The 26,839-nt window shown below is 66.2% G+C and carries 25 protein-coding genes; 11 read left to right on the top strand and 14 right to left on the bottom strand.

What is annotated here, in order from left to right:
• The first annotated feature begins 23 nt into the window (after positions 1-23).
• From ACREYQ_RS03530 to ACREYQ_RS03505, 6 genes are all read left to right on the top strand, one after another.
• Positions 24-368, top strand: coding sequence for a hypothetical protein (locus ACREYQ_RS03530; protein WP_432259415.1), 345 nt, complete (start codon positions 24-26; stop codon positions 366-368).
• Positions 369-433: 65 nt separating this feature from the next.
• Positions 434-1,630, top strand: coding sequence for an AAA family ATPase (locus ACREYQ_RS03525; protein WP_432259414.1), 1,197 nt, complete (start codon positions 434-436; stop codon positions 1,628-1,630).
• A 60-nt stretch (positions 1,631-1,690) separates the two neighbouring features.
• The gene (locus ACREYQ_RS03520) at positions 1,691-3,061 is read left to right on the top strand and encodes a CpaF family protein (protein ID WP_432259413.1); all 1,371 of its coding nucleotides are present in this window, start codon (positions 1,691-1,693) and stop codon (positions 3,059-3,061) included.
• A 45-nt stretch (positions 3,062-3,106) separates the two neighbouring features.
• A complete protein-coding gene (locus ACREYQ_RS03515; protein ID WP_432259412.1) occupies positions 3,107-4,084 on the top strand; it encodes a type II secretion system F family protein in 978 nt (325 codons plus the stop codon).
• A 75-nt stretch (positions 4,085-4,159) separates the two neighbouring features.
• A complete protein-coding gene (locus tag ACREYQ_RS03510) occupies positions 4,160-5,134 on the top strand; it encodes a type II secretion system F family protein (RefSeq protein WP_432259411.1) in 975 nt (324 codons plus the stop codon).
• Between the two features lie 195 nt (positions 5,135-5,329).
• A complete protein-coding gene (locus ACREYQ_RS03505; RefSeq protein ID WP_432259410.1) occupies positions 5,330-6,103 on the top strand; it encodes a metallophosphoesterase in 774 nt (257 codons plus the stop codon).
• A gap of 81 nt (positions 6,104-6,184) precedes the next feature.
• Here ACREYQ_RS03505 and ACREYQ_RS03500 read toward each other — a convergent pair whose 3' ends face one another.
• The 6 genes from ACREYQ_RS03500 to groES all read right to left on the bottom strand — a co-directional run bounded on the left by ACREYQ_RS03500 (position 6,185) and on the right by groES (position 12,231).
• Positions 6,185-6,628 (bottom strand): TadE/TadG family type IV pilus assembly protein, encoded by a 444-nt coding sequence (locus tag ACREYQ_RS03500; RefSeq protein WP_432259409.1) that lies wholly within the window; start codon positions 6,626-6,628, stop codon positions 6,185-6,187.
• Entirely contained in the window at positions 6,621-7,112 is a 492-nt protein-coding gene (locus ACREYQ_RS03495; protein ID WP_432259408.1) for a TadE/TadG family type IV pilus assembly protein, read from the bottom strand. Before ACREYQ_RS03495 ends, ACREYQ_RS03500 begins: the two co-directional genes overlap by 8 nt.
• 9 nt (positions 7,113-7,121) lie before the next feature.
• On the bottom strand, positions 7,122-8,360 hold the full coding sequence (locus ACREYQ_RS03490) for a pilus assembly protein TadG-related protein (RefSeq protein ID WP_432259407.1): 1,239 nt from the start codon (positions 8,358-8,360) through the stop codon (positions 7,122-7,124).
• A 544-nt stretch (positions 8,361-8,904) separates the two neighbouring features.
• On the bottom strand, positions 8,905-9,930 hold the full coding sequence (locus ACREYQ_RS03485; protein ID WP_432259406.1) for a fimbrial protein: 1,026 nt from the start codon (positions 9,928-9,930) through the stop codon (positions 8,905-8,907).
• A gap of 317 nt (positions 9,931-10,247) precedes the next feature.
• Complete coding sequence (gene groL, locus ACREYQ_RS03480; protein WP_432259405.1) at positions 10,248-11,891, bottom strand: chaperonin GroEL; 1,644 nt, start codon at positions 11,889-11,891, stop codon at positions 10,248-10,250.
• A gap of 49 nt (positions 11,892-11,940) precedes the next feature.
• Entirely contained in the window at positions 11,941-12,231 is a 291-nt protein-coding gene (gene groES / locus ACREYQ_RS03475) for a co-chaperone GroES (RefSeq protein WP_018312524.1), read from the bottom strand.
• 479 nt (positions 12,232-12,710) lie between these two features.
• Here groES and ACREYQ_RS03470 point away from each other — a divergent pair, with 479 nt between their 5' ends.
• Entirely contained in the window at positions 12,711-13,139 is a 429-nt protein-coding gene (locus tag ACREYQ_RS03470) for a hypothetical protein (RefSeq protein ID WP_432259404.1), read from the top strand.
• A 51-nt stretch (positions 13,140-13,190) separates the two neighbouring features.
• Here the strand turns inward: ACREYQ_RS03470 and ACREYQ_RS03465 are convergent, their stop codons facing one another.
• The 3 genes from ACREYQ_RS03465 to ACREYQ_RS03455 form a co-directional block, all read right to left on the bottom strand.
• Entirely contained in the window at positions 13,191-13,478 is a 288-nt protein-coding gene (locus tag ACREYQ_RS03465) for an ArsR family transcriptional regulator (RefSeq protein ID WP_432259403.1), read from the bottom strand.
• A 189-nt stretch (positions 13,479-13,667) separates the two neighbouring features.
• Positions 13,668-14,042 carry a cupredoxin domain-containing protein gene (locus ACREYQ_RS03460; RefSeq protein WP_432259402.1) on the bottom strand — a complete coding sequence of 125 codons (375 nt, stop codon included), beginning with the start codon at positions 14,040-14,042 and terminating at the stop codon, positions 13,668-13,670.
• Positions 14,043-14,054: 12 nt separating this feature from the next.
• On the bottom strand, positions 14,055-14,933 hold the full coding sequence (locus ACREYQ_RS03455; protein ID WP_432259401.1) for a metallophosphoesterase family protein: 879 nt from the start codon (positions 14,931-14,933) through the stop codon (positions 14,055-14,057).
• Positions 14,934-15,121: 188 nt separating this feature from the next.
• Between ACREYQ_RS03455 and ACREYQ_RS03450 the strand changes: the two genes are divergently transcribed.
• Both ACREYQ_RS03450 and ACREYQ_RS03445 read left to right on the top strand, forming a co-directional pair.
• Positions 15,122-15,754: an RNA polymerase sigma factor gene (locus ACREYQ_RS03450; RefSeq protein ID WP_432259400.1), complete on the top strand. Its 633-nt coding sequence runs from the start codon at positions 15,122-15,124 to the stop codon at positions 15,752-15,754.
• The gene (locus ACREYQ_RS03445; RefSeq protein ID WP_432259399.1) at positions 15,741-16,544 is read left to right on the top strand and encodes an anti-sigma factor family protein; all 804 of its coding nucleotides are present in this window, start codon (positions 15,741-15,743) and stop codon (positions 16,542-16,544) included. Before ACREYQ_RS03450 ends, ACREYQ_RS03445 begins: the two co-directional genes overlap by 14 nt.
• Before the next feature lie 34 nt (positions 16,545-16,578).
• Here the strand turns inward: ACREYQ_RS03445 and ACREYQ_RS03440 are convergent, their stop codons facing one another.
• On the bottom strand, positions 16,579-18,837 hold the full coding sequence (locus ACREYQ_RS03440) for a molybdopterin cofactor-binding domain-containing protein (RefSeq protein WP_432259398.1): 2,259 nt from the start codon (positions 18,835-18,837) through the stop codon (positions 16,579-16,581).
• 16 nt (positions 18,838-18,853) lie between these two features.
• On the bottom strand, positions 18,854-19,318 hold the full coding sequence (locus tag ACREYQ_RS03435; protein WP_432259397.1) for a (2Fe-2S)-binding protein: 465 nt from the start codon (positions 19,316-19,318) through the stop codon (positions 18,854-18,856).
• 309 nt (positions 19,319-19,627) lie between these two features.
• Here ACREYQ_RS03435 and ACREYQ_RS03430 point away from each other — a divergent pair, with 309 nt between their 5' ends.
• Positions 19,628-20,692, top strand: a complete 1,065-nt coding sequence (locus tag ACREYQ_RS03430) for an acyltransferase family protein (RefSeq protein ID WP_432260351.1) — start codon at positions 19,628-19,630, stop codon at positions 20,690-20,692.
• 3 nt (positions 20,693-20,695) lie between these two features.
• Here the strand turns inward: ACREYQ_RS03430 and ACREYQ_RS03425 are convergent, their stop codons facing one another.
• From ACREYQ_RS03425 to ACREYQ_RS03415, 3 genes are all read right to left on the bottom strand, one after another.
• Entirely contained in the window at positions 20,696-21,583 is an 888-nt protein-coding gene (locus ACREYQ_RS03425; protein ID WP_432259396.1) for a c-type cytochrome, read from the bottom strand.
• Positions 21,584-21,682: 99 nt separating this feature from the next.
• Entirely contained in the window at positions 21,683-22,087 is a 405-nt protein-coding gene (locus ACREYQ_RS03420; protein ID WP_432259395.1) for a nuclear transport factor 2 family protein, read from the bottom strand.
• 183 nt (positions 22,088-22,270) lie between these two features.
• The gene (locus ACREYQ_RS03415; RefSeq protein WP_432259394.1) at positions 22,271-22,561 is read right to left on the bottom strand and encodes an N-acetyltransferase family protein; all 291 of its coding nucleotides are present in this window, start codon (positions 22,559-22,561) and stop codon (positions 22,271-22,273) included.
• A gap of 740 nt (positions 22,562-23,301) precedes the next feature.
• On the opposite strand from ACREYQ_RS03415, the gene ACREYQ_RS03410 reads away from it, so the two are divergent.
• The gene (locus tag ACREYQ_RS03410; protein ID WP_432259393.1) at positions 23,302-26,682 is read left to right on the top strand and encodes a diguanylate cyclase; all 3,381 of its coding nucleotides are present in this window, start codon (positions 23,302-23,304) and stop codon (positions 26,680-26,682) included.
• Positions 26,683-26,839: the final 157 nt, after the last annotated feature.

Genomic DNA, 26,839 nt, shown 5'->3' with positions numbered 1-26,839 from the left:
ACCAGCAGAATCGGAGAACGACCATGAACAAGACACTGAAGCTTTCGCGCGGCGCCGCCGTCCTGATGCTGGGCAGCCTGGCCTGCCTCGGGCTGTCGGCCTGCATGACCTCGACCCCCGTGTGGGACAGCCAGCGCGGGGTGGCGCTGGCCACCGTCACGCAGCTGCAGATCATCAATCCGGACGCGCCAGCCGGGCTGCCCACTGTCACCGGTACCGATGGCAAGACGGCGGTGGCAGCGATGAGAAACCTTGACCGTTCGCTGATCCGGATGCAGACGGGCGCCGGTGCACCGGGCGGCTTCAGCGTCGATTTCGGGGCTGGTGGCTACGGTGGTGTGGGCATGGGCGGCGGCGGCTCGCGCTGAGACCGCCCAAGGGTGACGCCAGCACATCCAACCCAGGCAAGCGCAAGAGAATTTGTGAGGACACCATGCTGAAGATCCTGATCGCATCCGAAGACGCCGACCGGCTGGCCGAGATCAACCGGCTCAGCGCAGTGGTCGGCAACTTCCAGGCCATGTCGCTGCAGGAAGGCCTGGCGCGCTTCCCGTTCCATGCCAGCCGGCTGCGCATGGCCGACCTGCTGGTCCTGGAACTGCCCGCCATCAATGCGTCGCAGATGCAGGCCATCGAGACGCTGCGCCAGCAGCATCCCGAACTACCCTGCATCCTGGTCACACAGGCACCAAGCTCCGAGGTGCTGATCAAGGCAATGCGTGCGGGCATCCGCGATGTGCTGTCGTGGCCGCTGGACAAGGGACAGCTGGCCGAAGCGCTGAAGCGCGTGGAAGCCTCCCATGTGCCGCACGCGCAGGAAATGGGCCAGGTGATCTCGATGATCTCATGCAAGGGCGGCGCGGGCACCAGCTTCGTGGCGGCCAACCTGGGCGATGCGCTGGCCCGGCACCTTGGCAAGCGGGTGCTGGTAGTGGACCTGAACCGCCATTTCGGCGACCTGACCTATATTGTCAGCGACAAGACGCCGCCTTCGACGCTGCCGGATATCTGTAACCAGATCGACCGCATGGATAGTGCCTTCCTGGAGGCCTGCCTGGTGCATGTGGGCAACGGCTTCGACGTGCTTGCGGGTGCGGCCGATCCGGTCAAGGCCAGCCAGATCCAGAAGGACAAGCTGGAGTGGATCCTGTCCGTGGTGCAGCCGGCCTATGACTTTGTGATTTTCGACCTGGGCCAGAGCATCGACCCCCTGTCAATCGGTGTGCTGGACCACAGCGACCGCATCTGCGTAGTGGCCGAGCCCGCCATCGCATTCGGGCGGCCCGGGCGCCGCCTGCTCGATATCCTGCGCGCGCTGCACTACCCCGCCGACAAGATCTGCCTGGTGCTGAACCGCGCCGGCCGCAAGCACGAGATGCCGCGCGCGACGATGGAAGAGATCTTCGGCATGAAGGTCTCCTTTTCCCTGCCCGACGATCCGGCCTCTGTCGACGAAGCCGTCAGCCATGGCGAGCCCATCGCCAAGCTGAGCCGGCGCAGTGCCATGGCGCGCGCGCTGCAAGCCATGGCCACGCAGCTGTGCGCCGCCGCCCCGGAACCCGAACGCCGCAGCCGCACCGAAACCGTTTCACCTTTGCGCCGCCTGATGCTGCGCGCGAAGAGCACCTGATTGCGATGATCAGGGCCGGCCTGGCGCCGGCCAACAGAAGCCGACAACGAGGAGTCCACCATGTCCATCCGCGAACAGCTGACCAATGCCGGGCCAGCCTTCACTGCCAACGGCCATGCCGCGATCCATTTTGCGACATCGGCGGCCTCTGCCGCAGGCGGCTACCACCAGCTCAAACGGGACGTGCACGAAACGGTACTGGACCGCGTGGAACTAGAGCGCCTGGCCCGCTATCCTCAGGAGCAGGTGCGGCAGGAAATCGCTGCGCTGGTCAACCTGATCGTCGACGAGCAGAAGGTGCTGCTCAACGACAACGAGCGCCGCCATCTGACGGTGGAAATCTACGACGAGATGTTTGGCTTCGGCCCGCTGGAACCCCTGCTGAAGGACCCGACCGTGTCGGACATCCTGGTCAATACCGCGCGTCAGACCTATGTGGAGCGGCGCGGCAAGCTGGAGCTGACCGACGTGGTGTTCTATGACGATGCCCATCTGATGAAGGTGATCGAGAAGATCGTCTCCCGCGTGGGGCGCCGCATCGACGAGACCAGCCCGATGGTCGACGCGCGCCTGCCCGACGGCTCGCGCGTCAACGCGATCATCCCGCCTTCGGCCATCGACGGGCCGCTGCTGTCAATCCGGCGATTTGCCGTGAATCCGCTGCAGGTATCCGACCTGGTGGACCTGCGCAGCCTGACGCCGCAGATGGCGCAGCTGCTGCAGGCGCTGTCGCAGGCCAAGGTCAATGTGCTGGTGTCGGGCGGCACCGGCAGCGGCAAGACCACGTTGCTGAACATCCTGTCGGGCTTTATCCCGGAAGACGAGCGCGTGGTCACCATCGAGGACGCGGCCGAACTGCAATTGCGCCAGCCCCATGTTCTTCGGCTCGAGACACGCCCGCCAAATATCGAGGGCAAGGGCGAGATCACGCAGCGCGCGCTGGTGCGCAACGCCTTGCGGATGCGCCCCGACCGCATCATCCTGGGCGAAGTGCGCGGCGGCGAGGCGCTGGACATGCTCAACGCGATGAACACCGGCCACGAAGGCTCGCTGACCACCATCCACGCCAACACACCGCGCGACGCGCTGACGCGGCTGGAGAACATGGTCAGCATGGCCGGCCTGACCATGCCGGCAAAGGCCATGCGCCAGCAGATCGCTTCAGCCATCACCGTGATCGTGCAAGCGGCTCGCATGACCGACGGTCGGCGCAAGATCGTCAGCATCCAGGAAATCACCGGCATGGAGGGCGACATCATCAACATGCAGGAGATCTTCACCTTTCAGCGCACCGGCGTGGACAAGGACGGAACGGTGCGCGGCAACTTCCGGGCTACGGGGGTTTATCCCAAGTTTGCCGAACGGCTGCGCGTGTTTGGCGTGGGTCTGCCGGACGAGACCTATGACCCGGCAAAGCGCTACGAAGTTTGATTCGCCTGAACCGAGAGAACCAAGAACGACCCGGGGGAGATACACATGAGCACGATCTTCTATGCCTTCGGCATCCTGCTGTTCGTTGCCGTGGTGCTCTGCGTCGAGGGCATCTACCTGTGGTGGAACAACGCCCACGGCCCGGCGGCCAAGCGTATCGAAGCGCGGCTGCGAGCCCTGTCGGCAGGCGGACATGTCGGCGCCGAGCAGTTGTCGATCCTGAAGACGCGCCTGCTGGCCGGCTCGCCGCGCATGCAGAAGTGGCTGATGAGCGTGCCACGCGTGGGTGCACTTGACCGCTGGCTGGAGCAATCCGGAAGTTCCTGGTCAGTGGCACAGTTGCTTGGATACTGTGCATTGGTGGCACTCTGCACGGTCGCACTAATTCCGCTGCTGCCAGTTCCGATACCACTGGTGCTGGTCGGCGCGGGATTGGCCGCCGTGCTGCCGGTGCTCCACGTCATGCGCCTGCGCGGCAAGCGGCTCAAGCAGATGGAAGCGCAATTGCCCGATGCCGTCGACATGATCAGCCGGGCCTTGCGTGCCGGCCACTCGTTCAGCAGCGCGCTCAGCATGGTCGGGCAGGAAATGAAGGCACCGATCGGGCCCGAGTTCCGCACGACTTTCGAAGAGATCAACTATGGCGTGGCGCTGGACGAGGCCATGACCAACCTGGCCATCCGGGTGCCGGTGGGCGACCTGCGCTACTTCGTCATCGCAGTGCTGATCCAGCGCGAAAGCGGCGGCAACCTGGCGGAGATTCTTGACACCATCGCCACGATGGTGCGCGAGCGGCTGAAGCTGTTCGACAAGATCCGCGTGCTGTCAGCGGAAGGCAGGATGTCTGCGTGGGTGCTTGGCCTGCTGCCATTCGCCACCGCGGGGCTGATCCTGGTGGTCAATCCCGGCTTCATGAGGGTACTGTGGGAAGACCCGATCGGGTTGCGGATGATCGGCGGCGCATTGGTGTCGATGACTCTCGGCGTGCTGTGGATGCGCAAGATCATCCGGATCCGGGTCTGAAGGGGCAGCGCGGTACCGCTACATGCAACGCTTGAAGAAGCAGGGCTTGGACAGCCATCCTGACGGGAGTCCATCATGCAAGGCATTATCCAGGGGTTTCAGGCCGACCAGTTTGTCGTGCTCGCGCTGATCTTCGTGGCGGCATTCGGCACGGTGCTCGGTGTGCTCCATGTGCTCTCCCCCAACCGCTTGCGCGGCCGGGCCGAGCAGATCGCGGGCCAGGCGGGTCAACTCGGAACCGAAGCAGGCCGGCAGCATGCGTTGATCGAGAAGCTGGTGCAATGGGCCCAGCCAGTGTCGCGCTTGTCCCTGCCAAAGGAAGGCTGGGAAAGCTCGCAGCTGCGCGTGCGCTTCATGAACGCCGGCTGGCGCAACGCCAGCGCCGCGCCGCTGTATTTTGGGGCCAAGACCGTGATCGCCATTGCGCTGCCAATGATCGGACTGATGGCAGTTGCCGGACAGCCCGAGTTGCAGGAGCAGGGCATCATGTTCGCGTTGCTGGCAGTGCTCGGCGCGATCGGGTATTACCTGCCCAACCTTGTGCTGGCACGCAAGGTCTCGCAACGCCAGCGCACCGTCTTCGAAGAGTTCCCCGACGTGATCGACCTGCTGACCGTCTGCGTGGAAGCCGGCCTGGGGCTCGATGCCGCGCTGATGCGAGTGGCCGACGAGCTGGCGCTGCGCTGTCCGGTACTTGCCGACGAGCTTCAGCTGATGCTGCTGGAACTTCGTTCGGGATTCTCCAAGGAAAAGGCACTGACCAACCTGGCGCTGCGCACCGGTGTGGAAGATGTGGACAAGTTTGCCTCCATGCTGGTTCAGGCGGATCGCTTCGGCACCAGCCTGGGAGAATCCCTGCGCGTGCTGTCGGACATGCTGCGCACCAAGCGCCGCATGCGCGCCGAGGAGCTGGCCGCCAAGATCGCGCTGAAGCTGCTGTTCCCGCTGATCTTCACCATCTTCCCTTCGCTGCTCCTGGTGCTGCTCGGGCCCGCCTTCATCCAGATCTATCGCATCCTGCTGCCAACCATGGCCGGACAAGGCGGCTGATACTCCCGGGAAACCGCGATCGTTTCCCCCGGCTGTCTCCCGGTGCAATGCCGGCAAGACAGTCACTTGCCCGGGACAAGGTTCCGGGCTTTTTTGGCTTCCGGGCGGAGCCTGGGACTTGACCGTGCGGGCTGGCTTCTGAAGAATGCAGGCAGACCTGCCGCCGCATCGATCCTCACTCGCCCTGGAATCCCGATGAAACTACGCATCCTGAGCGATCTCCACATCGAACACAACCTGCCGCAGTCCGTGCCCGACTGCGATGCCGACCTCGTGGTACTGGCCGGCGACATCGCCAACGGACGTGACGGTATCGACTGGGCCGCGCGCACCTTCAGCCAGCCCGTAATCTACGTGCCTGGCAACCACGAGTACTACGAAAGCAACATCGACGCGGTGGACCAGCTGATGGCCGATGCCGCCGCCGCGCATCCGGCGATGCATCTGCTCAACGGCATGGTCGCCGAGTTCGATGGGGTGCGCGTCATCGGCACGACCTGGTGGACGGACTATATGCTGTTCGGCACCGACCGGCGCGAGGAATCGATGCTGGCCTGCGCCAAGGTGATGCTGGATCACCGGCTGATCGAGGTCGGAGGCGACGACGGCCGGATGCGCCACTTCATGCCGGAGGATGCGCTGGCGCGCCACCAGGCCGCGTCTGACTGGCTTTCCACCCAACTGGCGCAGCCCTACTACGGCAAGACCGTGGTGGTCACGCACCACGGGCCGGACCTGGGCAGCCTGGATCCGCGCTATTCGCATGACCTGGTCTCGGGGGGCTTCCTGTCGCGCCGGCCAGACCTGGTGGCACAGGCGGACCTGTGGATCCACGGCCACACCCACACCAGCTTCGACTACCGCCTCGATGATGCGCGCGTGGTCTGCAACCCGCGCGGTTATGTCAGCCGCCGTACCGGTCAGCTGGAGAACCAGCGCTTCGACTGGTGCTGCGTGGCCGAGATCTGATGCCGGCGCGGGCAGCTTGTGGACCGGAAAGCAACACGCCCCCGTCGGCTTGCGCCGGCGGGGGCGTCCTTGACCCGAGTCCTAACTGCAGACAGTGCTGCTCCCCGCATCCTGGCCCATGATTTCCCGCGGAAGGTAAGTCAGGAAGCCGGGCACCGCCAGACTGGAAAATCCGATCCAGGACGCCGGAGATACCGGAGAAACGGAAAATCCGGCCACGCTGACGGAGACCCCCGTGCAGGAGGTGCTGTCGCAACTGGCACTGATTCCGTTGGCGTCGTACCAGTTGACCGAAACGTTGCCGGACTTGAGGCTTGGCAGAATCTGTTGCATACGGCTGAGCACTGACGGCGATCCCCGGCCGCAGACTACAGCCTGCCTCGCTCCCCACCGGGTGGCTTCTGCGACAGCGTTCCAGGTGTACAGCACCCGCCCGAACTCCAGTATGCCGAGCAGCAACGAAAAGAAGAGCACCGCCACAATGGCGAATTCAACCGCTGTCGTACCTCTCTCGCGCCTATTCATAAGCCTGCCTCATCGTCGCTGAGATGTCGCTGAAGGAAATTGAAGTCATGGAATTGCTGCCACCGGTATAGAACCGGGTGAATCCAAGCAGGTCCAGGACAGGCGTGAACGTATAGCCGGAGATTCGGACCGTCACCGTGTTGATGGCGGGATTGCTACCCTGGCCCATATTCGACGTGCATGCCGGGTTCGCCGCATCGCAGATGCTCACCATGCCGGTAGTCAGGCCCGGCACCAGTGTCGGCTGGTTGGCGCTGGCTACAGGCGTACCGTACACCGCCAGCTGTTGCGCCGTGGCGTGCGCGGCCGGGCTGCCCGCGGCCTGCGTACTCAGGTAGCGCGTCGCGTCACGAACCGATTTCGCCAGCGTGTTGTAGGTGTAGATGGCCCGGCCGAATTCCGTGACCGCAAAGCAGATCGCCAACAGCAAGGAGATGGTGATGCCGAGCTCGACGAGCGCCACGCCTTTTTGTCGCTTCTTCATCGATTTCCCCTACTCAACAAGGGCCGGGATCATGGGACCAAAATTCCCGCCGGCGAGACCGTTCGTGGTGCACGGACTACTGATCGATGCGGCATTGCCCAGATATTCGAACTGGATCGATACGGTAGGTCCGCTGACCGGCTGGAGCATGAGCATGCAGGCGAAATCCACGACTTTCGAGGCGGTCGAGACGACCGGCACGATCACCAGGCGGCGACTCATCCCCAGTTTTGCAAAATCGCCGGTACTGCCTGGCGCCGCCAGGACTTGGTAGCCGCCCTTCATATTCAGACCGGTAATCGTATCGCCGACGTTGACATTGGTACTCGTGTCCGCGTAGCTCGCGTAGGCGAGCCGCTTCGCCTTGAAATTGACCGCTGTCGGATCGGTACCACCCGACGAACCGGAGTATGCCTGCTTGCCGCTCGGCCAGTTCGTGCTCGTATAGGCGTAACCGGTATAGTCCGGCCGCAAGAGCGACATGTCGCCGTTGTTCTTGTAGATGCCAAAGCGGCTGTTCCACTGGTCGTCCACGGCGACCTTGGCACCGGGGGTGCCAACCGTATCGTTGACCTTGGAGTTGCAGTATCCGACGGCCATTTCGTTCTTTGTCTCGTTGGCGTTCTTGGATCCATCAAGATTGAACCAGCCCATCTCCCCAGGGGATGGCGACTTGGTGCCGTCATAAAGCACGGTTACCCAGTCACCAGCCGCGAACCCATAATCAGGCGCGATAGTTGCAGGTTTGGGAACCAGGCCGACTGGAATCGGGCAAGTGCTCTGAGCATGAGTCCGGGTTGCAACACCGACTGCCGCGACGCTGGTGCTGGTTGGACCTCCGACCATCTTGATCAGATAGGCCGCAATCCCCGAGGTGGCATGACTGCATTTTGCGTAACGCGCCTTTGCCACCGGCACAAAGGCCGAACTATAGGCGCCGCCAAGGGTGTCGCTGAAAGTGACGTCTGTATTGACGATGGCCGCGGAGGTCTTCTGGTACTTGACCTTGTTGGCGTTCCCGGCGGTCAGTCCAGCGTTCGTAGCCCTTGTCAGGGCATCCGTCGTGCCATCGAGTTCCTGCGCGGCTGCCAGCGCGCAGCTATCGACCGCGGACTGCAGCTCCGTCTTCGCGACAAACATGGCGCCCAGGTCGATGACCAGTCCGGCCATGCCGAGCAACACGGCCAGGGTCAGGCCCACAATTGGAAGAATGACCCCGTTCGCCTTCTTTTTGCTATACCTGGACATACGCATCGCCCTTGGATAGGAGACAGAGCACCCGCCCTGGGGTCCGCTGTCATAGCCAGACTCCACGGCCGCCAGCGACACATAGGGCACCGGCAAACTACGCCGGGAACATCCGGATCCCTGGCTTCGTACAAGCATTCTTGGTCATGCCGACGGCAATTGGTATCGGCCCTTTGGCGGAATCAGTATGTAGGGAGACAGCCTGGAGGGAGCACGTCAGGCAGTGCGCCGGGATAGTGATGGCGCGATCAGCGATGCCCCGTTCCAGCTCACGGGCAACGCAATTCGACATACTTCGGCGCAATGGTGCTATCAAGATCACTTGCCGGACTCAAAAACCTGCTGGCCGGACCTGCTCAGCCTGACAAGCAAGTGGCAAGCGGTGTCCTGGAGCGGCCAAGGCGTTACAGAATTGACTCATACCTGGCCCACAAGCTGGGCCTCACGCGCGCGGCGGTCAGGCGGCGTTCCGTCAGTGCGGGGCCGACAGAGGAGTCGACGTCTGACGCGCCAGAGCCAGCCCCCGCCTTCTCCACGCGCCCCCTCAGTTGTAGTTGAAGTTGACCGTTGCCACGCTGTCGACCGTGCCGGGCACGAGCGTGCCAAGCCGGTAGTACCTCACCCCTAGCGGAATGGACATGGTCGTCGCCGCGCCGACATTGCCCATGCCGACATCGGTATTGAGCGGCAACGGGGTGCCCGCAGGGCCGCCATTCAGCAGCTGCACGCCAACACCCTGCGCCGAGCCGTTGTTCTGCAGGACGCTGCCCACGGCAGTGGCATCGCCGCTGATGTTGATAGTGACGATCGACTGCGTGACGCAATTCTCGAGATTGAGCCCGAACCTCGTCGCGCCCGCGCTTGAGCCGACCGTGGGCAGGGATGAAGCGCTGATCCTGGGCAAGGTAATGACCTGGTTTGCCGTGCCGGCGCTGAGGTTGCAGCTTGGCGCGATGAAGAGGAAGGTCACCGGCGAAGTAATTTCCTCGCCGAACTGGACCGTGCCCGGCCCCGGTCCCGAGCCCCCTGTCCAGGTGTCCTGGTAGCCGAAGCGCACCAGGCTGTCGCTGAACGTGCCGCTGGTCAGCGCCGTGCTGGTGCGCACAAGGTCCAGCCGGAAGCGGAACGATCGAGTCGAGGTGCCCAAGGGCATCGTGCAGGCGACGCCGCCCGTGGCGGGCCCCATGCAGTTCGCACCAAAGTTGTCGCCCCCGTTGGTGCCATAGCTGGTCGGTGCAATCAGGCTGCCATCGGGCAGATACATGCGATAGCCCAGCCCCGGCATGGCGGTGGCAAAGGTCTGCTGCGAGATCGAAGTCGCCACCAATGGCGTCTGCGGCGTGTAGTTCAGGGCCCAGCCAGTGACGGATGGTTGCCGCAGTCCGGTATCGTCGCACGTCACCGTCAACGTGATGGTGGCGCTGGAGATCACCTGGCCGATGCCGGTGGTCTTGCTGATGCTGACCGTGGACGGCATGAAGGGCGAGGTCACTGTGGTTCCCGAGCAGGCGGCATGCGCCTGGGCGCATGCCAGGCACATGAGTGCCACGCCGGCAAGCAGCGCAGGCACGCGCCTGTTGCACGCTGTGGCATGAACCAGCCAGCGTCGCAGCGATGTAGTGATTCTGTTTTCCATGGCAGCCATGCAATGAGGTGGGTTGATCCGGGAATTGCCGGCGTTTTCTATAGGCGGCGACTGAAAATGTAGCCAGCGCCTTTCGCGCCACAAATAAGGCAAGCCTTAGATCAGGGTGAGAATTTTCTGGGCTCGTGCATGGCAAAGGGTGAGCGTCGCGCTGTCCGGAACGAAAAAAACCCCCGCGGGCTCGCACCCGCGGGGGTTTTTCTTTGACAGCCTGCCCGTGAGGGCAGTCGGTAGGCGATGAATTACATCATGCCTTCCATGCCGCCCATGCCGCCCATGCCGCCCGGCATTGCCGGAGCCGACTCTTCCTTCGGCGATTCGGCAACTGCGCAGTCCGTGGTCAGCATCAGCGAAGCCACCGAAGCGGCGTTCTGCAGTGCGGTGCGGGTGACCTTGGTCGGGTCCAGCACGCCCATTTCGACCAGGTCGCCGTACTCGCCCGAAGCCGCGTTGTAGCCGTAGTTGCCCTTGCCTTCGATAACCTTGGCAACGACCACCGAAGCTTCTTCACCGGCGTTCAGCACGATCTGGCGCAGCGGCTCTTCCATGGCGCGCAGCACGATCTTGATACCGGCGTTCTGGTCGGCGTTGTCGCCGGTCAGTGCCGAGATCGCAGCACGGGCACGCAGCAGGGCCACACCGCCGCCGGGGACGATGCCTTCTTCCACCGCAGCGCGGGTGGCGTGCAGGGCGTCTTCCACGCGGGCCTTCTTTTCCTTCATTTCGACTTCGGTGGCAGCGCCAACCTTGATCACGGCAACACCGCCGGCCAGCTTGGCCACGCGCTCTTGCAGCTTTTCACGGTCGTAGTCCGAGGTCGCTTCTTCGATCTGGGCGCGGATTTGCTTCACGCGGCCTTCGATCGCACCTGCGTCGCCGGCGCCATCGATGATGATGGTGTTTTCCTTGCCGATCTCGATGCGCTTGGCCTGGCCCAGGTCGTTCAGGGTGGCCTTTTCCAGCGTCAGGCCGATTTCTTCAGCGATGACGGTGCCGCCGGTCAGGATGGCGATGTCTTCCAGCATGGCCTTGCGGCGGTCGCCGAAGCCCGGGGCCTTGACGGCGGCAGTCTTCAGGATGCCACGGATGTTGTTGACCACCAGGGTCGCCAGGGCTTCGCCCTCGACGTCTTCAGCGATGATCAGCAGCGGGCGGCCAGCCTTGGCCACTTGCTCCAGCACCGGCAGCAGGTCGCGGATGTTCGAAACCTTCTTGTCGAACAGCAGCACGAACGGGCTGTCCAGCTGGACAACCTGCTTTTCCGGGTTGTTGATGAAGTACGGCGACAGGTAGCCGCGGTCGAACTGCATGCCTTCCACGACTTCCAGCTCGTCGGCCAGCGACTTGCCGTCTTCAACCGTGATCACGCCTTCCTTGCCGACCTTGTCCATGGCTTCGGCGATGCGCTCACCGATCGAGGCGTCGCTGTTGGCCGAGATCGCGCCAACCTGGGCGATTTCCTTGCTGGTGGTGGTGGGCTTGCTGACCTTCTTCAGCTCTTCCACGGCAGCGCCGACAGCCTTGTCGATGCCGCGCTTCAGGTCCATCGGGTTCATGCCGGCGGCCACGTACTTCATGCCTTCGCGCACGATCGACTGGGCCAGCACGGTAGCGGTGGTGGTACCGTCACCGGCGTTGTCGCTGGTCTTGGAAGCCACTTCCTTGACCATCTGGGCGCCCATGTTCTGCAGCTTGTCCTTCAGCTCGATTTCCTTGGCCACGGACACACCGTCCTTGGTCACGGTCGGGCCGCCGAAGCTGCGCTCCAGCACCACATTGCGGCCCTTCGGGCCCAGGGTCACCTTCACTGCGTTGGCGAGGATGTTCACGCCTTCGACCATCTTGGCACGGGCGGCGTCGCCGAACACTACGTCTTTTGCTGCCATGTTCTGATTCTCCTGAATTCTGTACGGGTGGGGTTCTGCAAGTAACGGATTACTTGTTCACCACGGCCATGATGTCTTCTTCGCGCATGACCAGCAGTTCCTGGCCTTCCACCTTCACGGCCTGGCCGGCGTACTTGCCGAACAGCACGCGGTCACCCACCTTGACGTCGAGGACAATGTTGTTGCCCTTGTCATCCTTCTTGCCGGGACCGACGGCGAGCACTTCGCCTTGGTCGGGCTTTTCGGCAGCATTGTCGGGAATCACGATACCGGACGCGGTCTTGGTTTCGTTGTCCAGACGCTTCACGATCACGCGGTCGTGCAAAGGACGCAGATTCATACGGACTCCTAGATACAAAAGTGAGTTTTTAATCACAAATCGGCCGGCTACCGAGGCGACGGCCGTCAGAAATGTTCAGGTGTCGCAGGAGGCTGTTAGCACTCACCCCTGACGAGTGCTAATTATAGGGACGGGGTAGGGGCATTTCAAGACAGGGGGAAGATGCGGGTTTTCCCGAGGGCGTTGCCGAGAATCACTCAGCGTTGAAATCTACCCACTTGGTTTTGAACGCAGACATTGCCGACTTTGTGCAGTGCGCTCGGCAAAGTTTCTTATAAATCAGCAGGTTATCCCTGACCTGCGACCAGGCGGGCTTGTAGGAGCAAAGCCGCCGCTTCATCGGCGTATGCCTGACAGCGCAACCTGACCTTGCTGCCTAGACTGGGCTTGTCGACGCACCTGCCTCGGCAGGTTGTGCGGCATAAGTTGCGCCGCGCCTCATGCGCCGGCGCTTCCGACAATAACCCTGGAGGTGTTCCATGGATCCGAAACAGCCCGCTCGCCATACCCGAATCGCCAGCGTGATTGCGGCAGGCCTGGCAGGCCTCAGCTGTGCCGCGGCCATTGCGCAGACCACCGCAACCCCCGCTACCCCGGCCACGCCGGCAACGCCTGCTGCCCAGGGCATGGGCATGCCAGCAACACCGGCAATGCCTGCCACTGCGGCCAGCCCGGCCGGCGGCGGTCAGGGCGTGCCGCCCGGCATGACCCAGATCCAGCCGCCGAAGGACCCGCTGGTCGAACGACGCGAGGCGCGCCAGAAGGCCGCCGCCGAATACAAGGCCAAGAAGAAGGCAGCCAAGGGTGAGTACAAGCAAGACGTCGGCGCTGCCAGGCAGGAACGCACGGTTGAAAACAAGGCGGCGGACGCAACGGCCAAGCAGGAGATGGCTGCACCGAAGCAATAGCATCAGCCGTTGCACGATGGTGGCCGGGCTCAGCCGGCCACCCCGCAAGGATCAGTCGGCCAGGCCGCTGCTGTCGATATAGCCCAGCGCTTCGCGCACCGCGCGCCGGGCCTTGAGCACGTAGCAGACCTGGCGCTCGCGGATGGACAGTGCCACCACTTCGGCCTGCAGCATTTCCTGGAACATGTGTGCGGCACGCGGCAGGCTCAGCCCGGCCAGTTGCGCCAGTGCGGAGGCGGGCAGCCCGTCCTCGCCGGCGTCCAGCAGCGCGCGGCAGATCGTGGCCCGCGCGGGTTCGGTCATCAGGGCAAGCGTCAGGGCGCTCTCTTGGGTCTCCATGGCCACACCTCGGTCCTCTGGCGTTGTGCGCCGCCGCCCACGACGGGCGGCGGCCGGCCCTCTCCAGGTGCCGTTCCCCAATGTTCTACGCGGCTCGCAGGGCAAAGGCAATAGGACCGCCCACGGGCTGCGCGATTACAACACCAACCGTCACGCCCGCGGGCTCGCCAGGGATCCGACGGGCAGAGTCTATGTGACCTCGATCACGCCGTTCATGGTCTCATGCCCCGATCCGCAGAAGATGTCACAAAGGAAGCCATAGTTGCCGCTGCCGCGCGCCGTTGCCGGCAAACGCACGGTCACGCCTGGCGGCACGTCGGCACGCACGCCGAAATCCGGCACGCCGAAGCCCATGATCACGTCCTGCGCGGTCAGTTCGAATACGACCGCCTCGCCGGCACGCAGCGGGATGCGGTCCGGGGTAAAGACGAACTTGCGCGCGTGGACGCGGATGACGCGCGGCTCAGCCGCATCGCCGCGTCCGGCACCGGCCAGCATGGCCGCCCCAAGGCCAAGCATCCATCCCAGCGCCGCGCGCCGTCCGACCATCGATGACCTCCTCATGGCAGGCTCCGCTCAGGTCGCGATCGGCTGCTCGGCCAGCGCGAACGAGCCGGGTGCCGCCTTTGCTTCGATCTCGCGCCAGCCCAGCCCGCGATAGGGCTGCGCGGCGTCCCACGGCACCGGCAGGCGCTGCGGCTGCGAGCCGGGCGGCGGCAGCGGGAACATCAGCGAGCGCGCGGCATGATGCGCAATATGGCCGGTCATGTGGTGATGTTCCTGATGGATATGGCCATAGAACACGGTCACGTTCGGATAGGGCATCAGGGTGTCGATCACCTGCGCGCCGTCGCGCGTGGCCCAGTCCCATTGCGGATACAGGTCGAACAGCGGACGATGCGTGAACACCACGATGCGCGCCCCCTTCGGTTGCCGTGCCAGGTCCGCGGCCAGCCATGCGCGCTGTGCATCCCCGACCCGTCCGGCCGGATCGGAAACGTTGTCCAGCACAATGAAATGCACGCCCTTGTGATCGAAGGTGTAGTGCGCCGGCCCAAACAGCTCCTGGTAAGCCGCGCCGGCGTCGAGGCCGGCATCGTGCTCGCCCGGCATCAGGTGGACCGCCTTGACCTCCAGGGCGGCAATGACCGACTGGAACTCGCGCAGGCGCCGCCGCCGTTCCTGCGGATCGTCGGTGGTGTGGGTGAGATCGCCGGTGAACATGATGAAGTCGGGCGGCTGACGCAGCGCATTGACGGCGGCGACGGCCTTGGGCAGGGTGCCGCGCGCATCGGGATTGGGCGGCCCCTGGAAGCCCCAGTGCGAGTCCGACAACTGCACGAAGTAAAAGTCCTCATCGCGCCCGAAGGCCCAGCCCGGCAGCCCGGACGCAAACACCGCGCCCCCGGCAGCGCTTGCCAGCCTCAGGAAATCGCGTCGCTTCAGTGTATTCATGGTGCCTCCGTCCATGGTCACAGGGGTGTTCCTGTCATACCGGCTTGCGAGCAGTTTTATTCCCGGCATTACCGATCCGCGAAAAATTCAGGCGTCGCGGGAATAAACTGCATGGAACACCGGTATACCCCGGAGATGCGCCGCGACGAGCGTCACCGGCGCCTGCGCACAAACCGACCAGGGCACGCATGGATCACGCATCCGACGAACGCCGCCGCTTCGATAAGCTGGTGCTGCCGCACCTGGATGCCGCCTACAACCTCGCGCGCTGGTTGTCGGGCAGCGCCAGCGAGGCCGACGACGTGGTCCAGGAGGCCTTCCTGCGCGCTTACCGGCTCTTCGGCAGTTTCCGCGGCGACCAGGCGCGGCCGTGGCTGCTGGCCATCGTGCGCAATACGTGGTTCACCACCTGCCAGAAGCGCAAAGCGGCCGGCGAGGTGTGCGGCTATGACGACCTGCACGAGAACCAGCCCCTGCCGGCCTGGCACGATGGCCGGGACGACCCCGAGCAGTGGCTGCTGCGGCAGGAAAACGTGCGGCTGGTGCACCGGGCGCTGGAGCAGTTGCCGGTAGCGTTCCGCGAAGTGCTGGTGCTGCGCGAACTGGAGGAGTTGCCCTACCGCGATATCGCGCACGTCGCGGATATCGCCATCGGCACGGTCATGTCGCGGCTCGCGCGCGGGCGGCGCATGCTGGCGGCGGCGGTCACCGCGCTGCAACACGGGAGCACGGCACCAGGGCCGGCGCATGCTCGCACACCATCCGGTGCGCTGGCGCCGGCACCTCACCCCGCCGGGGAGACAGGTCATGGACTGCAATGAGTCTTGCGAATTGCTGCCTGCCTGCGCCGATGACGAACTCGGCGCGGCGGAAAGCCTGCGCCTGGAGCAGCACCTGGCGCAATGTGCCGCATGCACGGCTGAACTGGGACGCCTGCGCGCGCTGCGCGCGGCCGTGCGGGAAGGCGCGACCTATCATCGTGCCAGCTCCGCGCTGCGCGCCCGGATTGCGGCCGCGCTGCCCGCGGCCGCCGTGCCTGCCGCCGCCCCGGCATCGCGTCCGCACTGGCTCGAGTGGTTTGCCTGGCGCCCGGCCGCCAATGCCGGGCTGGCGGCACTGACCGTAGCCTCGCTGGCATTCGGGCTGACCTCGTTCATGCTGCAGGATTCCCCGCAAGACGCCATGGCGCGTGAAATCGTCACCAGCCACGTGCGTGCGCTGATCGCCGACCACGCCATCGACGTGGCTTCCACCGATCGCCACACGGTCAAGCCGTGGTTCAACGGACGCCTGGATTACGCGCCGCCGGTGCATGACATGGCGGCCGAGGGCTTTCCGCTGGTTGGCGGACGGCTCGACTACCTGAGCGGGCAGCGGGTGGCGGTGCTGGTCTATCGGCGCAACCAGCATCCGATCGATGTTTTCGTGCTGCGCGGCGCGGGCGCGCGCAAGGCGGCGCCGGACTTCGACAGCACCCTGACCCGGCAGGGTTACCAGATCACGCACTGGCAGGCGGGCGGCATGGACTACTGGGCCGTGACCGATGCCTCGGCAGCCGACCTGCAACGCTTCAGCCAGGCATGGCGCGTGGCCAGCGGCGGCACGCCATAGCGCGCGCCGCCGCCGGTCATCCTGCGTGGCCCGGTTACGCCATCACGAACGGCAGCTGCCGCTGGCGCTTGCCGGTCAGCGTGAACAGCGCATTGGCCACCGCTGGCGCGATCGGCGGCACGCCCGGCTCGCCCAGGCCGGTGGGGTTCTCCTGCGAGGGCACGAAGAACACGTCCACCACCGGCGCATCGGTGATGCGCGGCGGCGGATAGTCCGGGAAGTTGCTGTTCTTCACGGCGCCGTTCTCGATCTCGATGGCAAACCCCGGCCTGGTCATGGCCAGCCCGAACACGCAGGCGCCCTGGATCTGGGCCTCGGCGGACATCGGATTGACCACGCGGTTGGCATGCACGCCGGCGGTCACGCGGTGCACGCGCGGCTCGCCCTTCACCACTGAAACGTCGACCACGTAGGCGACCACGGTGTTGAACGACTCATGCACGGCCACGCCCCAGGCATGCCCCTTGGGCAGCTTGCGCTTGCCGTAGCCGGACTTGTCCACCGCCAGCTGCAGCGCGGCGCGGTGGCGCGCGTGCTTCTTCTCGTCGAGCCGCGCCAGGCGGAACGCCACCGGGTCCTGCCTCGCGGCGGCGGCCATTTCGTCGGCGAGCGTTTCCTTGACGAAGGCGGTGTGCGTATTGCCCACCGAGCGCCACCACAGCACCGGGACATCCACCTGCGGATGGTGCACCGACATCTGCAGCGGCAGGTCATAGTCGTTCTCGACGATGCCCTCGGTCATGGTGGCGTCCACGCCGTTCTTGACCATGAAGGGCTCGAACGGCGTGCCCTTCAGGATCGACTGGCCGACGATGGTGTGCTGCCAGCCCACCACCTTGCCCTGCGCATCCAGCCCGATGCGGGCGCGGTGCAGGTGCAGCGGACGGTAGTAGCCGCCGCGGATATCGTCCTCGCGGCTCCACACCACCTTGAGCGGCTCGGTGTGGCCGGCGGCGACCCAGGCCTTGAGCACGTTGGCCGCTTCCACGATGTAGTCCGAGGTCGGCACCGCGCGCCGGCCAAAGCCGCCGCCGGCCATCATGGTGCTGAGCGCCACCTTGTCCGGCGCCAGCCCCAGCGTGCGCGCCACGGCGGCCTGGTCGACGGTCTGGAACTGCGAGCCCACCCAGACCTTGACCGACTGCATCTTGCCGCCGGCGATTTCCGCCTGCAGCGTGCAGTTCAGCGGCTCCATCGGCGCGTGCGCCAGGTACGGGAAGCGGAAGTCGGCCTCGATCTTGCGCGGCGCGCCGTTGATGGCCGCGGCAATATCGCCCTCGCCAGCGCGCGCCACCGTGCCCGGCTGCCCGGCCAGCTTCGTGTATTCGTCGAACAGGGCCTGCGACGATACCTTCGAGCCCGCGTCCTCCCACTGGATGTCGAGCGCGTCGCGGCCCATCTTGGCCGGCCAGTAGCCGCTGGCAATCACGGCCACGCCGCTGCCGCCGCGGTCGACCGGCACCTGCAGCACGCCGCGCACGCCCTGCACCGCGCGGGCCTTGTCGGCGCTGAAGCGCTTCACCTTGCCGCCAAAGCGCGGCGGGCGCGCCACCACGGCGACCACCATCCCTTTCAGGTGGGTGTCGATGCCGAACGGCGTGGTCGCTTCCATCTTGCCGCGCGCATCCAGCCGCGGCGTGGGCTTGCCGACGATGCGGAACTGCGACGGATCCTTCAGCGTGACTTGCTGCGGCACCGGCATTTCCATCGCCGCCGGCGCCAGTTCGCCGAAGGTGGCACGGTGGCTGCCGGAGGTGACCACGCCCTGCTCGACCTTGCAGCTGGCCACGTCGACCTTCCATTGCTGCGCCGCCGCCGCCACCAGCATCGCGCGGGCGCGCGCGCCCAGTTCGCGGTACTGCTGGAACGAGTGATTCAGCGCGGTGGAGCCGCCGGTCATCTGCATGCCGAAGCCGGGGTCCTTGTACGGGTCGCCGGCCGGCGCCAGCGCGGCGCGCACGTTGCGCCAGTCGGCATCCAGTTCTTCGGCCAGCGCCATCGGCAGCGCGGTGTGCACGCCCTGGCCGAACTCCAGCCGGTTCACGGCCACGGTCACGGTGTTGTCCGGCGCGATGATCAGGAACGCCTGCGGCGGCGCCGGCGGTGCCTTGGGCCTGGCGCCCTCCTGTGCCTGTGCCAGCGGGGCCACGCCCAGCGCCAGCCCGCCACCGGCCAGGCCGGTCAGCTTCAGGAAACTGCGGCGGTCCAGCGTCGCCACGCCGGAGTTCGGGCGGGCTTCGCCGCTATTGCCGGCCTGGCCGCCTGCCAGGGCTTCAATGCCTCGGATACGCATATCGGTTTCCTCCCGCTCAGGCCAGCGCACGGGCGGCGTCTTTGATCGCCGCGCGGATGCGCTGGTACGTGCCGCAGCGGCACAGGTTGCCGGCCATGGCCTGGTCGATGTCGGCGTCGGTGGGCCGGGGCTTGGTGCGCAGCAGGCCGATCGCGCTCATCACCTGGCCGTTCTGGCAGTAGCCGCATTGCGCGACGTCGTGCCTGAGCCAGGCGTCCATCACGGCGCGCCCGACCTTATCGGTGGCAACGCCTTCGATGGTGGTGATGCGCGCACCGGCGACCGCGGACGCCGGCGTCACGCAGCTGCGCGTGGCCTGGCCGTTGACGTGCACGGTGCAGGCACCGCATGCGGCCATGCCGCAGCCGAACTTGGTGCCGGTCATTTCGAGGTTGTCACGCAGCGCCCACAGCAGCGGCGTGGACGGGTCCACGTCGACTTCACGGGTCTTGCCGTTGACGTTGATGGAAAGGGTGGTCATTTGGGGGACACTCCTTGGGTACGTTGCCCGCTGGTTCATTCCGGTGCGCCGCAGCCTGGCGCAAAGGACAAGTGAGGATAGTGCAATTTTTCGCACCTTGCCGGGCGCTTTGCGCACTACCCTGCCCGCCAGCGGTCTTCGCACGAACTTTGTGCAAGGAACGGCTGTCCCTCATGGATTCCCTGCTATCCGATTGCTGCCGCTGAAACAGTGCCATCGACTATTCCAGAACACCGCCTTCCCGGGGCCGGCACGGCATCGGCCCCGCAGGCCGCCGCCGCGCACCCTCCGGCGGCGCAGTCGCCGTCGGTGACCCGGCTCGACGGCATCCAGGCCCTGCGCGGGCTGGCGGCCGCCTTCGTGGTGGTCTACCACTCGGGGCTCACGCTGGGCGGCGCCGATGCACCGGTGCTCAACTGGCTGACCAGCAACGTGATCAAGCGCGGCCATGTCGGCGTGGACGTGTTCTTTGTCATCAGCGGCTTCATCATCGCCTGGGTCGCGGTGCTGGCCCGGCCCCGGCCAGAGCGCCCGCTCAGCTTCGCGATCCGGCGCTGCTGCCGGCTGGCACCGCCGTACTGGACCATGTCGGCCATCCACGCGCTGCTGCTGAACCCGGTCACGCCGGCGGTATTTGCGGCGTCGCTGGCATTCCTGCCGACTTCCGCCGGGCATGGGCCCTACTACGGCTATCCGGCGCTGTACGTGGGCTGGTCGCTCAACTATGAGCTGGCGTTCTACGCGGCCTTCGCGCTCGGCCTGTGGCTGGCCGGGCGGCGCGCGCTGCTGGTGGTGCTGGGCGTGTTCGCGCTGTTCACGCTGGTGCTGCCGTGGTGGCGCTTCGGCACGCTGGTGGCGGATCCCGCGCAGGGCTACCCGTTCGCCGCGCCGTGGCTGGCCATGGCCAGCAATCCGCTGGTGCTGGAGTTCCTGCTTGGCAGCGGGCTGGCGTGGGCCTATGCGCGCTGGCGCCACTTGCTGACGCCGGCCCTGGCTTTGACGATGCTGGCAGCCGGCAGCGCGGCCTTTGCCCTGTCGCTGCCGCTGGTCGGGCCTGATTTCAGCCTGCCGGGACGCGGCTTGCCCGCGGCGCTGCTGCTGGCCGGCGTGGTCGCGGCCGAGCACACCGGCATGCTGCGCGTGCCGCGCGCGCTGATCTGGCTGGGCGAGCTGTCCTACGCGCTCTACCTGACCCACCCCACCGTGATCGAAGGCGTCAAGCGCCTGATGCCGGAGCTGACGCCGGACCAGACCGCATTGCAGCTGCTGCGCTTTGCCATCGATGCCGGCCTGGCCCTGGCGCTGGCCCTGTTGCTGCACCGCTGGGTGGAGCTGCCCGGCATCGCGGCCGGCCGGCGGCTGGCACGGGGTTAAGCCTCAGTGTTGCGGCAATCCCGCCAGGAACAGGTACAAGGCTGTCAGGTCGGTATCGTTCATACGCCCGAATGAATCGAACGGCATCACGCGGCTCACTGCCGTGCCATCGGGCCGCTTGCCACTGCGCATCATCTCGATAAAGGCCGACGCCTGGCCGTAGCGCGCCATCGCGCCGCCGGGCACGGGGCGCAGGTCCGCCGCCGCCGGCCAGTCGGGCGGCGCCCCCGGGATCTTGCCGCCACGGAACTCCGGCCCGTGACACCCCATGCAGACGTTGGCCACATAGCCACCATAGCGGGCTGTCGGCGCCGACTCCATCGCCGCCTGCACGGGCAGGCTGTGGTCAATCTTCGACGCCGCATCCTTCACGACGCCCACGCCATACAGCGCGCGCGCCAGCCAGGGCATGGTGATCTCCGCGGGCGCCCCCATCGCCGGCGGCAGGCTGCGCAAGTAGCCGATCAGCGCGCCCAGGTCTTCATCGCTCAGCCGGTTGTAGTCCTCGCTGGGCATGATCAGCAGCGGGCGGTGCGAGGGCGCCACACCATGGCGGATGCTCCGCACCCAGTCGACCGGCTGGTAGGCGGCAATGGCCGGATTGGCGCGCGTCAGGTCCGGCGCGCGCACGCGCAGGCCGCCGGGATCGTCGATCACCTGCTTGCCGCCCCCGCCGGCGCCATGGCACTCCATGCAGCCGCGCGATTCGTACAGGTACTTGCCATGGGCGATGGCGGCGGCGTCCTCACGGATGGCGACCGGCGCCACCCTGACGTCGAGAATGCGCTGCGCCTTGCGCTCGCCGACCCATGCCGCGGCATAGGCCGCCGCGGCCACAACGACGGCCGTGCCGGCCAGCCCCCAAGCCACCGCCCGCAGAACTCGCGCCATTTGCCTTCCCCTGTCCGCCGCACTGAATGCAGCAGCTTGCAGCCGGTAGGCGGGGGGCTGTCGGTGGGACAGGCCACATAGCGGCGCCGCGCGCCCCGGTCAGGCCAGCCCGGCCGGGGCCCGGTCGATAAAACCGGTCATGCGCGCCAGCCGGCCGTCGACGGACATCGTGGCAAAGTCGGTGCCGACCACCAGCGCCGGCTCTCCCGCCGGGCCGAGTTCCCAGGTAAAGCGCAGGTGTTCGCCGTGCGCATCGACCGGGCTCACGCGGGTGAAGCGGAATCCCGGGAATTTCGCCTGCACCGCGGCGATCATGGCGTCGATGCCGGCATGCCCGTCGCCGCGCATCAGCGGATCGACATAGCTTGCTGTTTCCGTCCACGCCAGCGCGATCAGTTCGCGCCGGCGCGCGGCGTCGGTTTCGTTCCAGGCCGCGAGGTAGCGGTCGGCAAGCGTGGCGGCATCGGCAACCGGGGCGGGCTGGGCTTGGATGGCAACGGACATGGCATTCTCCTGGTCTTGGGTTGGGAATCCGGCAGGGCCTGGCGTCAGGCCATGGCTGCATGATGGGCGCGGCGGCGCCGCGGCGCGATTACCAGGGAGGTTATCGGCGGGGTTACTGGCGAAGTTATCGGAAATGCTGGCGGCGATGCCGCCCCAAGCGGGAGGTGCCGCTTGCCGAACGGCTCAATGCGGGGATTCGTTCAGCTTGACGCGGCGAAGCTGGAAGCCGGTCTTTCGGAATAGCCGCAGCGAGGCGTCGTTCCCAGGGGAAATCCTGGCCCTGCATATGGGGAAGCCTTCAAGGGCCAGCGCGAGGACGGAGCGGCGCAGCAGGTAGGAACCCAGGCCCTGATGCTGTGTGCCGGGAGCAACCGCTATCAATGCAATTACCGGAGCCTTGTAAAGAGCAAAGTTCGTGGCGAGGATCGCCCCGGCCAACTGACCTGATGGCGTATCCGCAGCGAAAGATGCCATCGACAGAAAAGGGCCATATTGATTGCCTACGATAGCCCGGAGTTTGCGCCCCCACGCCTGCGACGGGGCGCTATCTACCGTGCCTGCAAAGGCGGAGTGAACCACCGGGACAAGTCGCTCAAGGTCACCATCATTGAGAGTCCGAACCGCTAGCCTGCAAGAACCGGGGGCCAACCCGGGGCAAGCGCGCTCCCAAAGCAGATCGACATCCTCGCCAGGTACCGGCTCATTCGCACTTGAAGACATGATATTTGCACCGAAGAAGGGAGAGCCCAGGTTGTAATGCCATTCAGTTAACCACCGTCGTTCCCGCGCAGGCGGGAACCCGGTGACTTCATCCCCAAAGGGGACGTGAAAGACGCTGGATTCCCGCCTGCGCGGGAATGACGGTAGCGTTTGATACCTTACCTGAACAGCATTAGAGCCTAGGTTGGGTTTCGCTTTGAAATTCTTGCCGCAACAGTAAGGGAATGCCAGTACCGTAACGGATTGCGATGGCCTGGGCCATGGCGAGACACCTGAGCCCGTCCCCGCCCTACCAAAAAATCCCCCAGAACACCAGAGGCAAGATACCCCCCAACCTACCCCCTGTCCTCCCGATCGCACCCCCCCTATCCTCGCTACATTGCCCCTACGCTGGGCGGCAGTCCGTCCGGGCGTTCCGCGGCCGTGCCGCCGGGCGCGCCGGGCAAGCCGCCTCCTTCCCACCCAGACGCACCGCCTTTGCATCGTTCTCGTCCATGACGCCCGACACGGCCCCGCCGAGCCACCAGGCCGCTCCAGGCCCTTCCGCCCCGCAGCGCCGCTGGCTGCCCTTGCTGCTGGCCGGCGCCGGCTTCTTCGTGCTGGCGGCGGCGGCGCTGTGGCTGGCGCGGCTGCCTGGTACCGTTGCGGCGGTGTGGCTGCCCAACGCCTTCGGGCTGGGCTTGCTGCTGCACCGGCCGCGCGCGGAGAGGCCGTGGTTGCTGGCGGGCATGCTGGTCGCGAGCGTGCTGGCCAATCACGCGGCCGGCGACAGCCTCGGCACCGCGCTGATGCTGACCGGCGCCAACCTGGCCGAGATGCTGTTCGCGCTCGGGCTGCTGCGCCTGCTGGACCAGCATGCCTACCTGGGGCGCCACGGGCCGCTGGCCGCGTTCGCGGTGATGCTGGCGGTGGGCGGCATCCTGGCGCCGGCGATCGGCGCCACGGCCGGCGCGGCGGCGATTGCGGCCACCCAGGGCTCCAGCTTCGCCTCGGTCTGGTGGACCTGGTGGCAGGCCGACGCGATCGGCATGGCACTGTTGCTGCCGATGATGCTGTCGATGACGGCGGTACGCGTGCGGGCCGCCTTCGCGCGGCCGTTGCTGGCGCCGCAGGCGGGCGTGCTGACGCTGTGCCTGGTCATCGGTGCCTTCGCGCAGTGGGAGGGCCACGACCCGTTTGCCGTGATGTCGCTGCCGCTGGTGCTGGTGGCGCTGGCCGGCAATCCGTTTGCCACCGCGCTGCTGACGCTGGTGGCCACGCTCTGCCTGCAGGCGCTGATGCTGCTCACGCACCGCCATGAAGCGGTGCCGCTGTCGGCGGCGGTGATCATGGTGTTTCCGGTCTGCATCGCCTACCTGACCGAGCAGAACCGGCATGGCCGCGCCAGCCTGCGCAGCAGCGACAAGCGCTTTCGCCAGGCGATGGAGCATTCGGCCATCGGCATGGCGCTGGTCGACATGGACGGCCGCTGGCACACCGTCAACCGTGCCATCATCGAGCTGCTGGGCTATAGCGCGGCGGAGTTGCGCGAGCTGAGCTACCAGCAGCTGACCCATCCCGACGACCTGACCGGCGATCTGCGCCAGGTCGACAACCTGTTGTCGGGGAAGATCGAGTCCTATCGCCTGGAAAAGCGCTACCGCCACAAGGACGGCCACTACCGCTGGGTCCTGCTGGCGGTATCGCTGGTGCGTGACGAAGAGACCGGCGAGCCGCAACAATTCATCACGCAGGTCGAAGACATCCACGCGCGCAAGCTGGCACAGCAAGAGCTGGAACGGCTGTCGCGCCGCATCCAGCTGGCCGTGGAGGCCGGCGGCGTGGGCATCTGGGAGCGGGATCTCACCGGCACCGACGTCACCTGGGATGCGCGCATGCATGCGCTGCACGGCACCGACCCCGCCAGCGGCGCGCCGCTGCCGGAACAATGGCTCGCGCTGCTGCACCCGGAGGATCTCAGCCGCGTCACCAGCGAGATGCGCCGGGCCATCCGGGGCGAGGCACCGTTTGACACCGAATACCGCATCGTGCGCCCCGGCGGCGAAGTCCGTCACGTGCGCGCCATGGCCATGGTGGCCCGCGCCCCCGACGGCACCGCGCACGCGCTGATCGGGACCAACTGGGACATCACCGAGCAGCGGCGCCTGACCGAGGCGCTGTTCGAGGAGAAGGAGCGCCTGCACATCACGCTGCGCGCGATCGGCGATGCGGTGATCTGCACTGACGCGGCCATGCGCGTGACCTTCATGAACCCGATCGCAGAGCAACTGACCGGCTGGTCCATGGCCGGTGCCGCCGGCCTGCCGCTGGAGCAGGTCTTCCGCATCGTCGACGAAGCCACCGGCGAGCCCATCCCGAGCCCGGTCGAGACCTGCCTGCGCACGCTCGCGCCCGCCTACCTGCAGGACGGCGCGGTGCTGCAGAGCCTGACCGGTGAGCGCCACGACGTGCAGGACTCGGCCGCGCCGGTGCTGACCGCGCGCGGCGAGGTGCTGGGCGCGGTGCTGGTGTTCCAGGACATCACCACCGCGCGCGCGCTGCAGCGCGAGCTGGCGCGCTCGGCCATGCACGATGCGCTCACGGGCCTGCCCAACCGCACCTGGTTCGAGAAACGCCTGCGCGAGGCCTGCGACGCGGCGCGGCTGCACGGCCACCGCGCCGCACTGTGCTTTATCGACCTGGACCGTTTCAAGATTGTCAACGACACCGCCGGCCACGGTGCCGGCGACGTGCTGCTGCGCGAACTTGGCTACATGATCCGCCACCACGTGCGCCCTGACGACGTGCTGGCGCGCCTGGGCGGCGACGAGTTCGCGCTGCTGCTCAAGGACTGCACGGTCGACCAGGCCGAACAGGTCTGCCAGGGCGTGATCGATGCCATCCGCGGCCGCCGCTTCCCGTGGGAAGGACGCGTGTACGACGTGGGCGCCAGCATCGGCATCGCTGCGATCGACCTGGACGTGCCCCCGGTCAGCGAACTGATGAGCCGCGCCGACGTGGCGTGCTACGCCGCCAAGGCCGCGGGCCGCAGCCGCGTTTCGGTCTACCGCCGCGACGAGAGCGATGCCCGCCGCCACCACCGCGAGCTGGAAGTCGCCGCCGGCATCCACTCGGCGCTGGAGGCCAACCGCTTCCGCCTGTTCGCGCAGGAGATCCGCGCCTTGCAGCCGGAAGCGGACCAAGACGGCGGCGCCCGCCACATCGAGATCCTGGTGCGCATGGTCGACGAGCACGGCGAACTGATCATGCCCGGCGCCTTCATCCCCGCCGCCGAGCGCTACGACCTGATGGGCCATGTCGACCGCTGGGTCATCCGCAACGTGCTGCGCGGCTACGGCGAACGCCTGGGCGCCGTGACGGGGCTGTCGGTATCGATCAACCTGTCGGCCAACTCGCTCGGCGAGCCCTTCCTGCTGCCCTTCCTGCATGCCGAACTGGAAGCCAGCGCCCTGCCCGCCAGCCGCATCCGGCTGGAGATCACCGAGACCGCGCTGATCAACAACATGGCCGCGGCCAACCGGCTGGTGGCCGAGATGCGGCGCGCCGGCTGCACCGTGTCGCTGGACGACTTCGGCTCGGGCCTGTCGTCGTTCGCCTACCTGAAGCAGTTCCCGGTGGACTTCCTGAAGATCGACGGCAGCTTTATCCGGCAACTGGCCGACAACGCCGTGGACCGCGAGATCGTCAGTTCGATCAACGACATCGGGCACCGGCTGGGCGTGCGCACGGTGGCGGAATGGGTGGAGGACGAACGCACCCTTGACGCGCTGCGCGCGATCGGGGTGGACTATGCGCAGGGGTATGTGATCGGCCGGCCGGTCGCGCTGGACGTGTTCCTGGCCGGATGCCGGCAGCGGGACACGCAGGCACAATAACCGACACGTCGTCCCCGCGAAGGCGGGGACCCAGTGACTTTTAAGACGCTGGATTCCCGCCTTCGCGGGAATGACGGAGTGGGGATCACGTTCTGCGGGTCCGGTTCCTAGGTAAGGGATCCTGCCGCCAGCCCTCTTGAAAATCACGGGTTAACAC

Source organism: Cupriavidus sp. TMH.W2, from assembly GCF_050847365.1.
Classification (GTDB): Bacteria; Pseudomonadota; Gammaproteobacteria; order Burkholderiales; family Burkholderiaceae; genus Cupriavidus.
The sequence above is the reverse complement of the archived record's forward strand: the minus strand, read 5'-3'. Positions and strand labels throughout refer to the sequence as shown.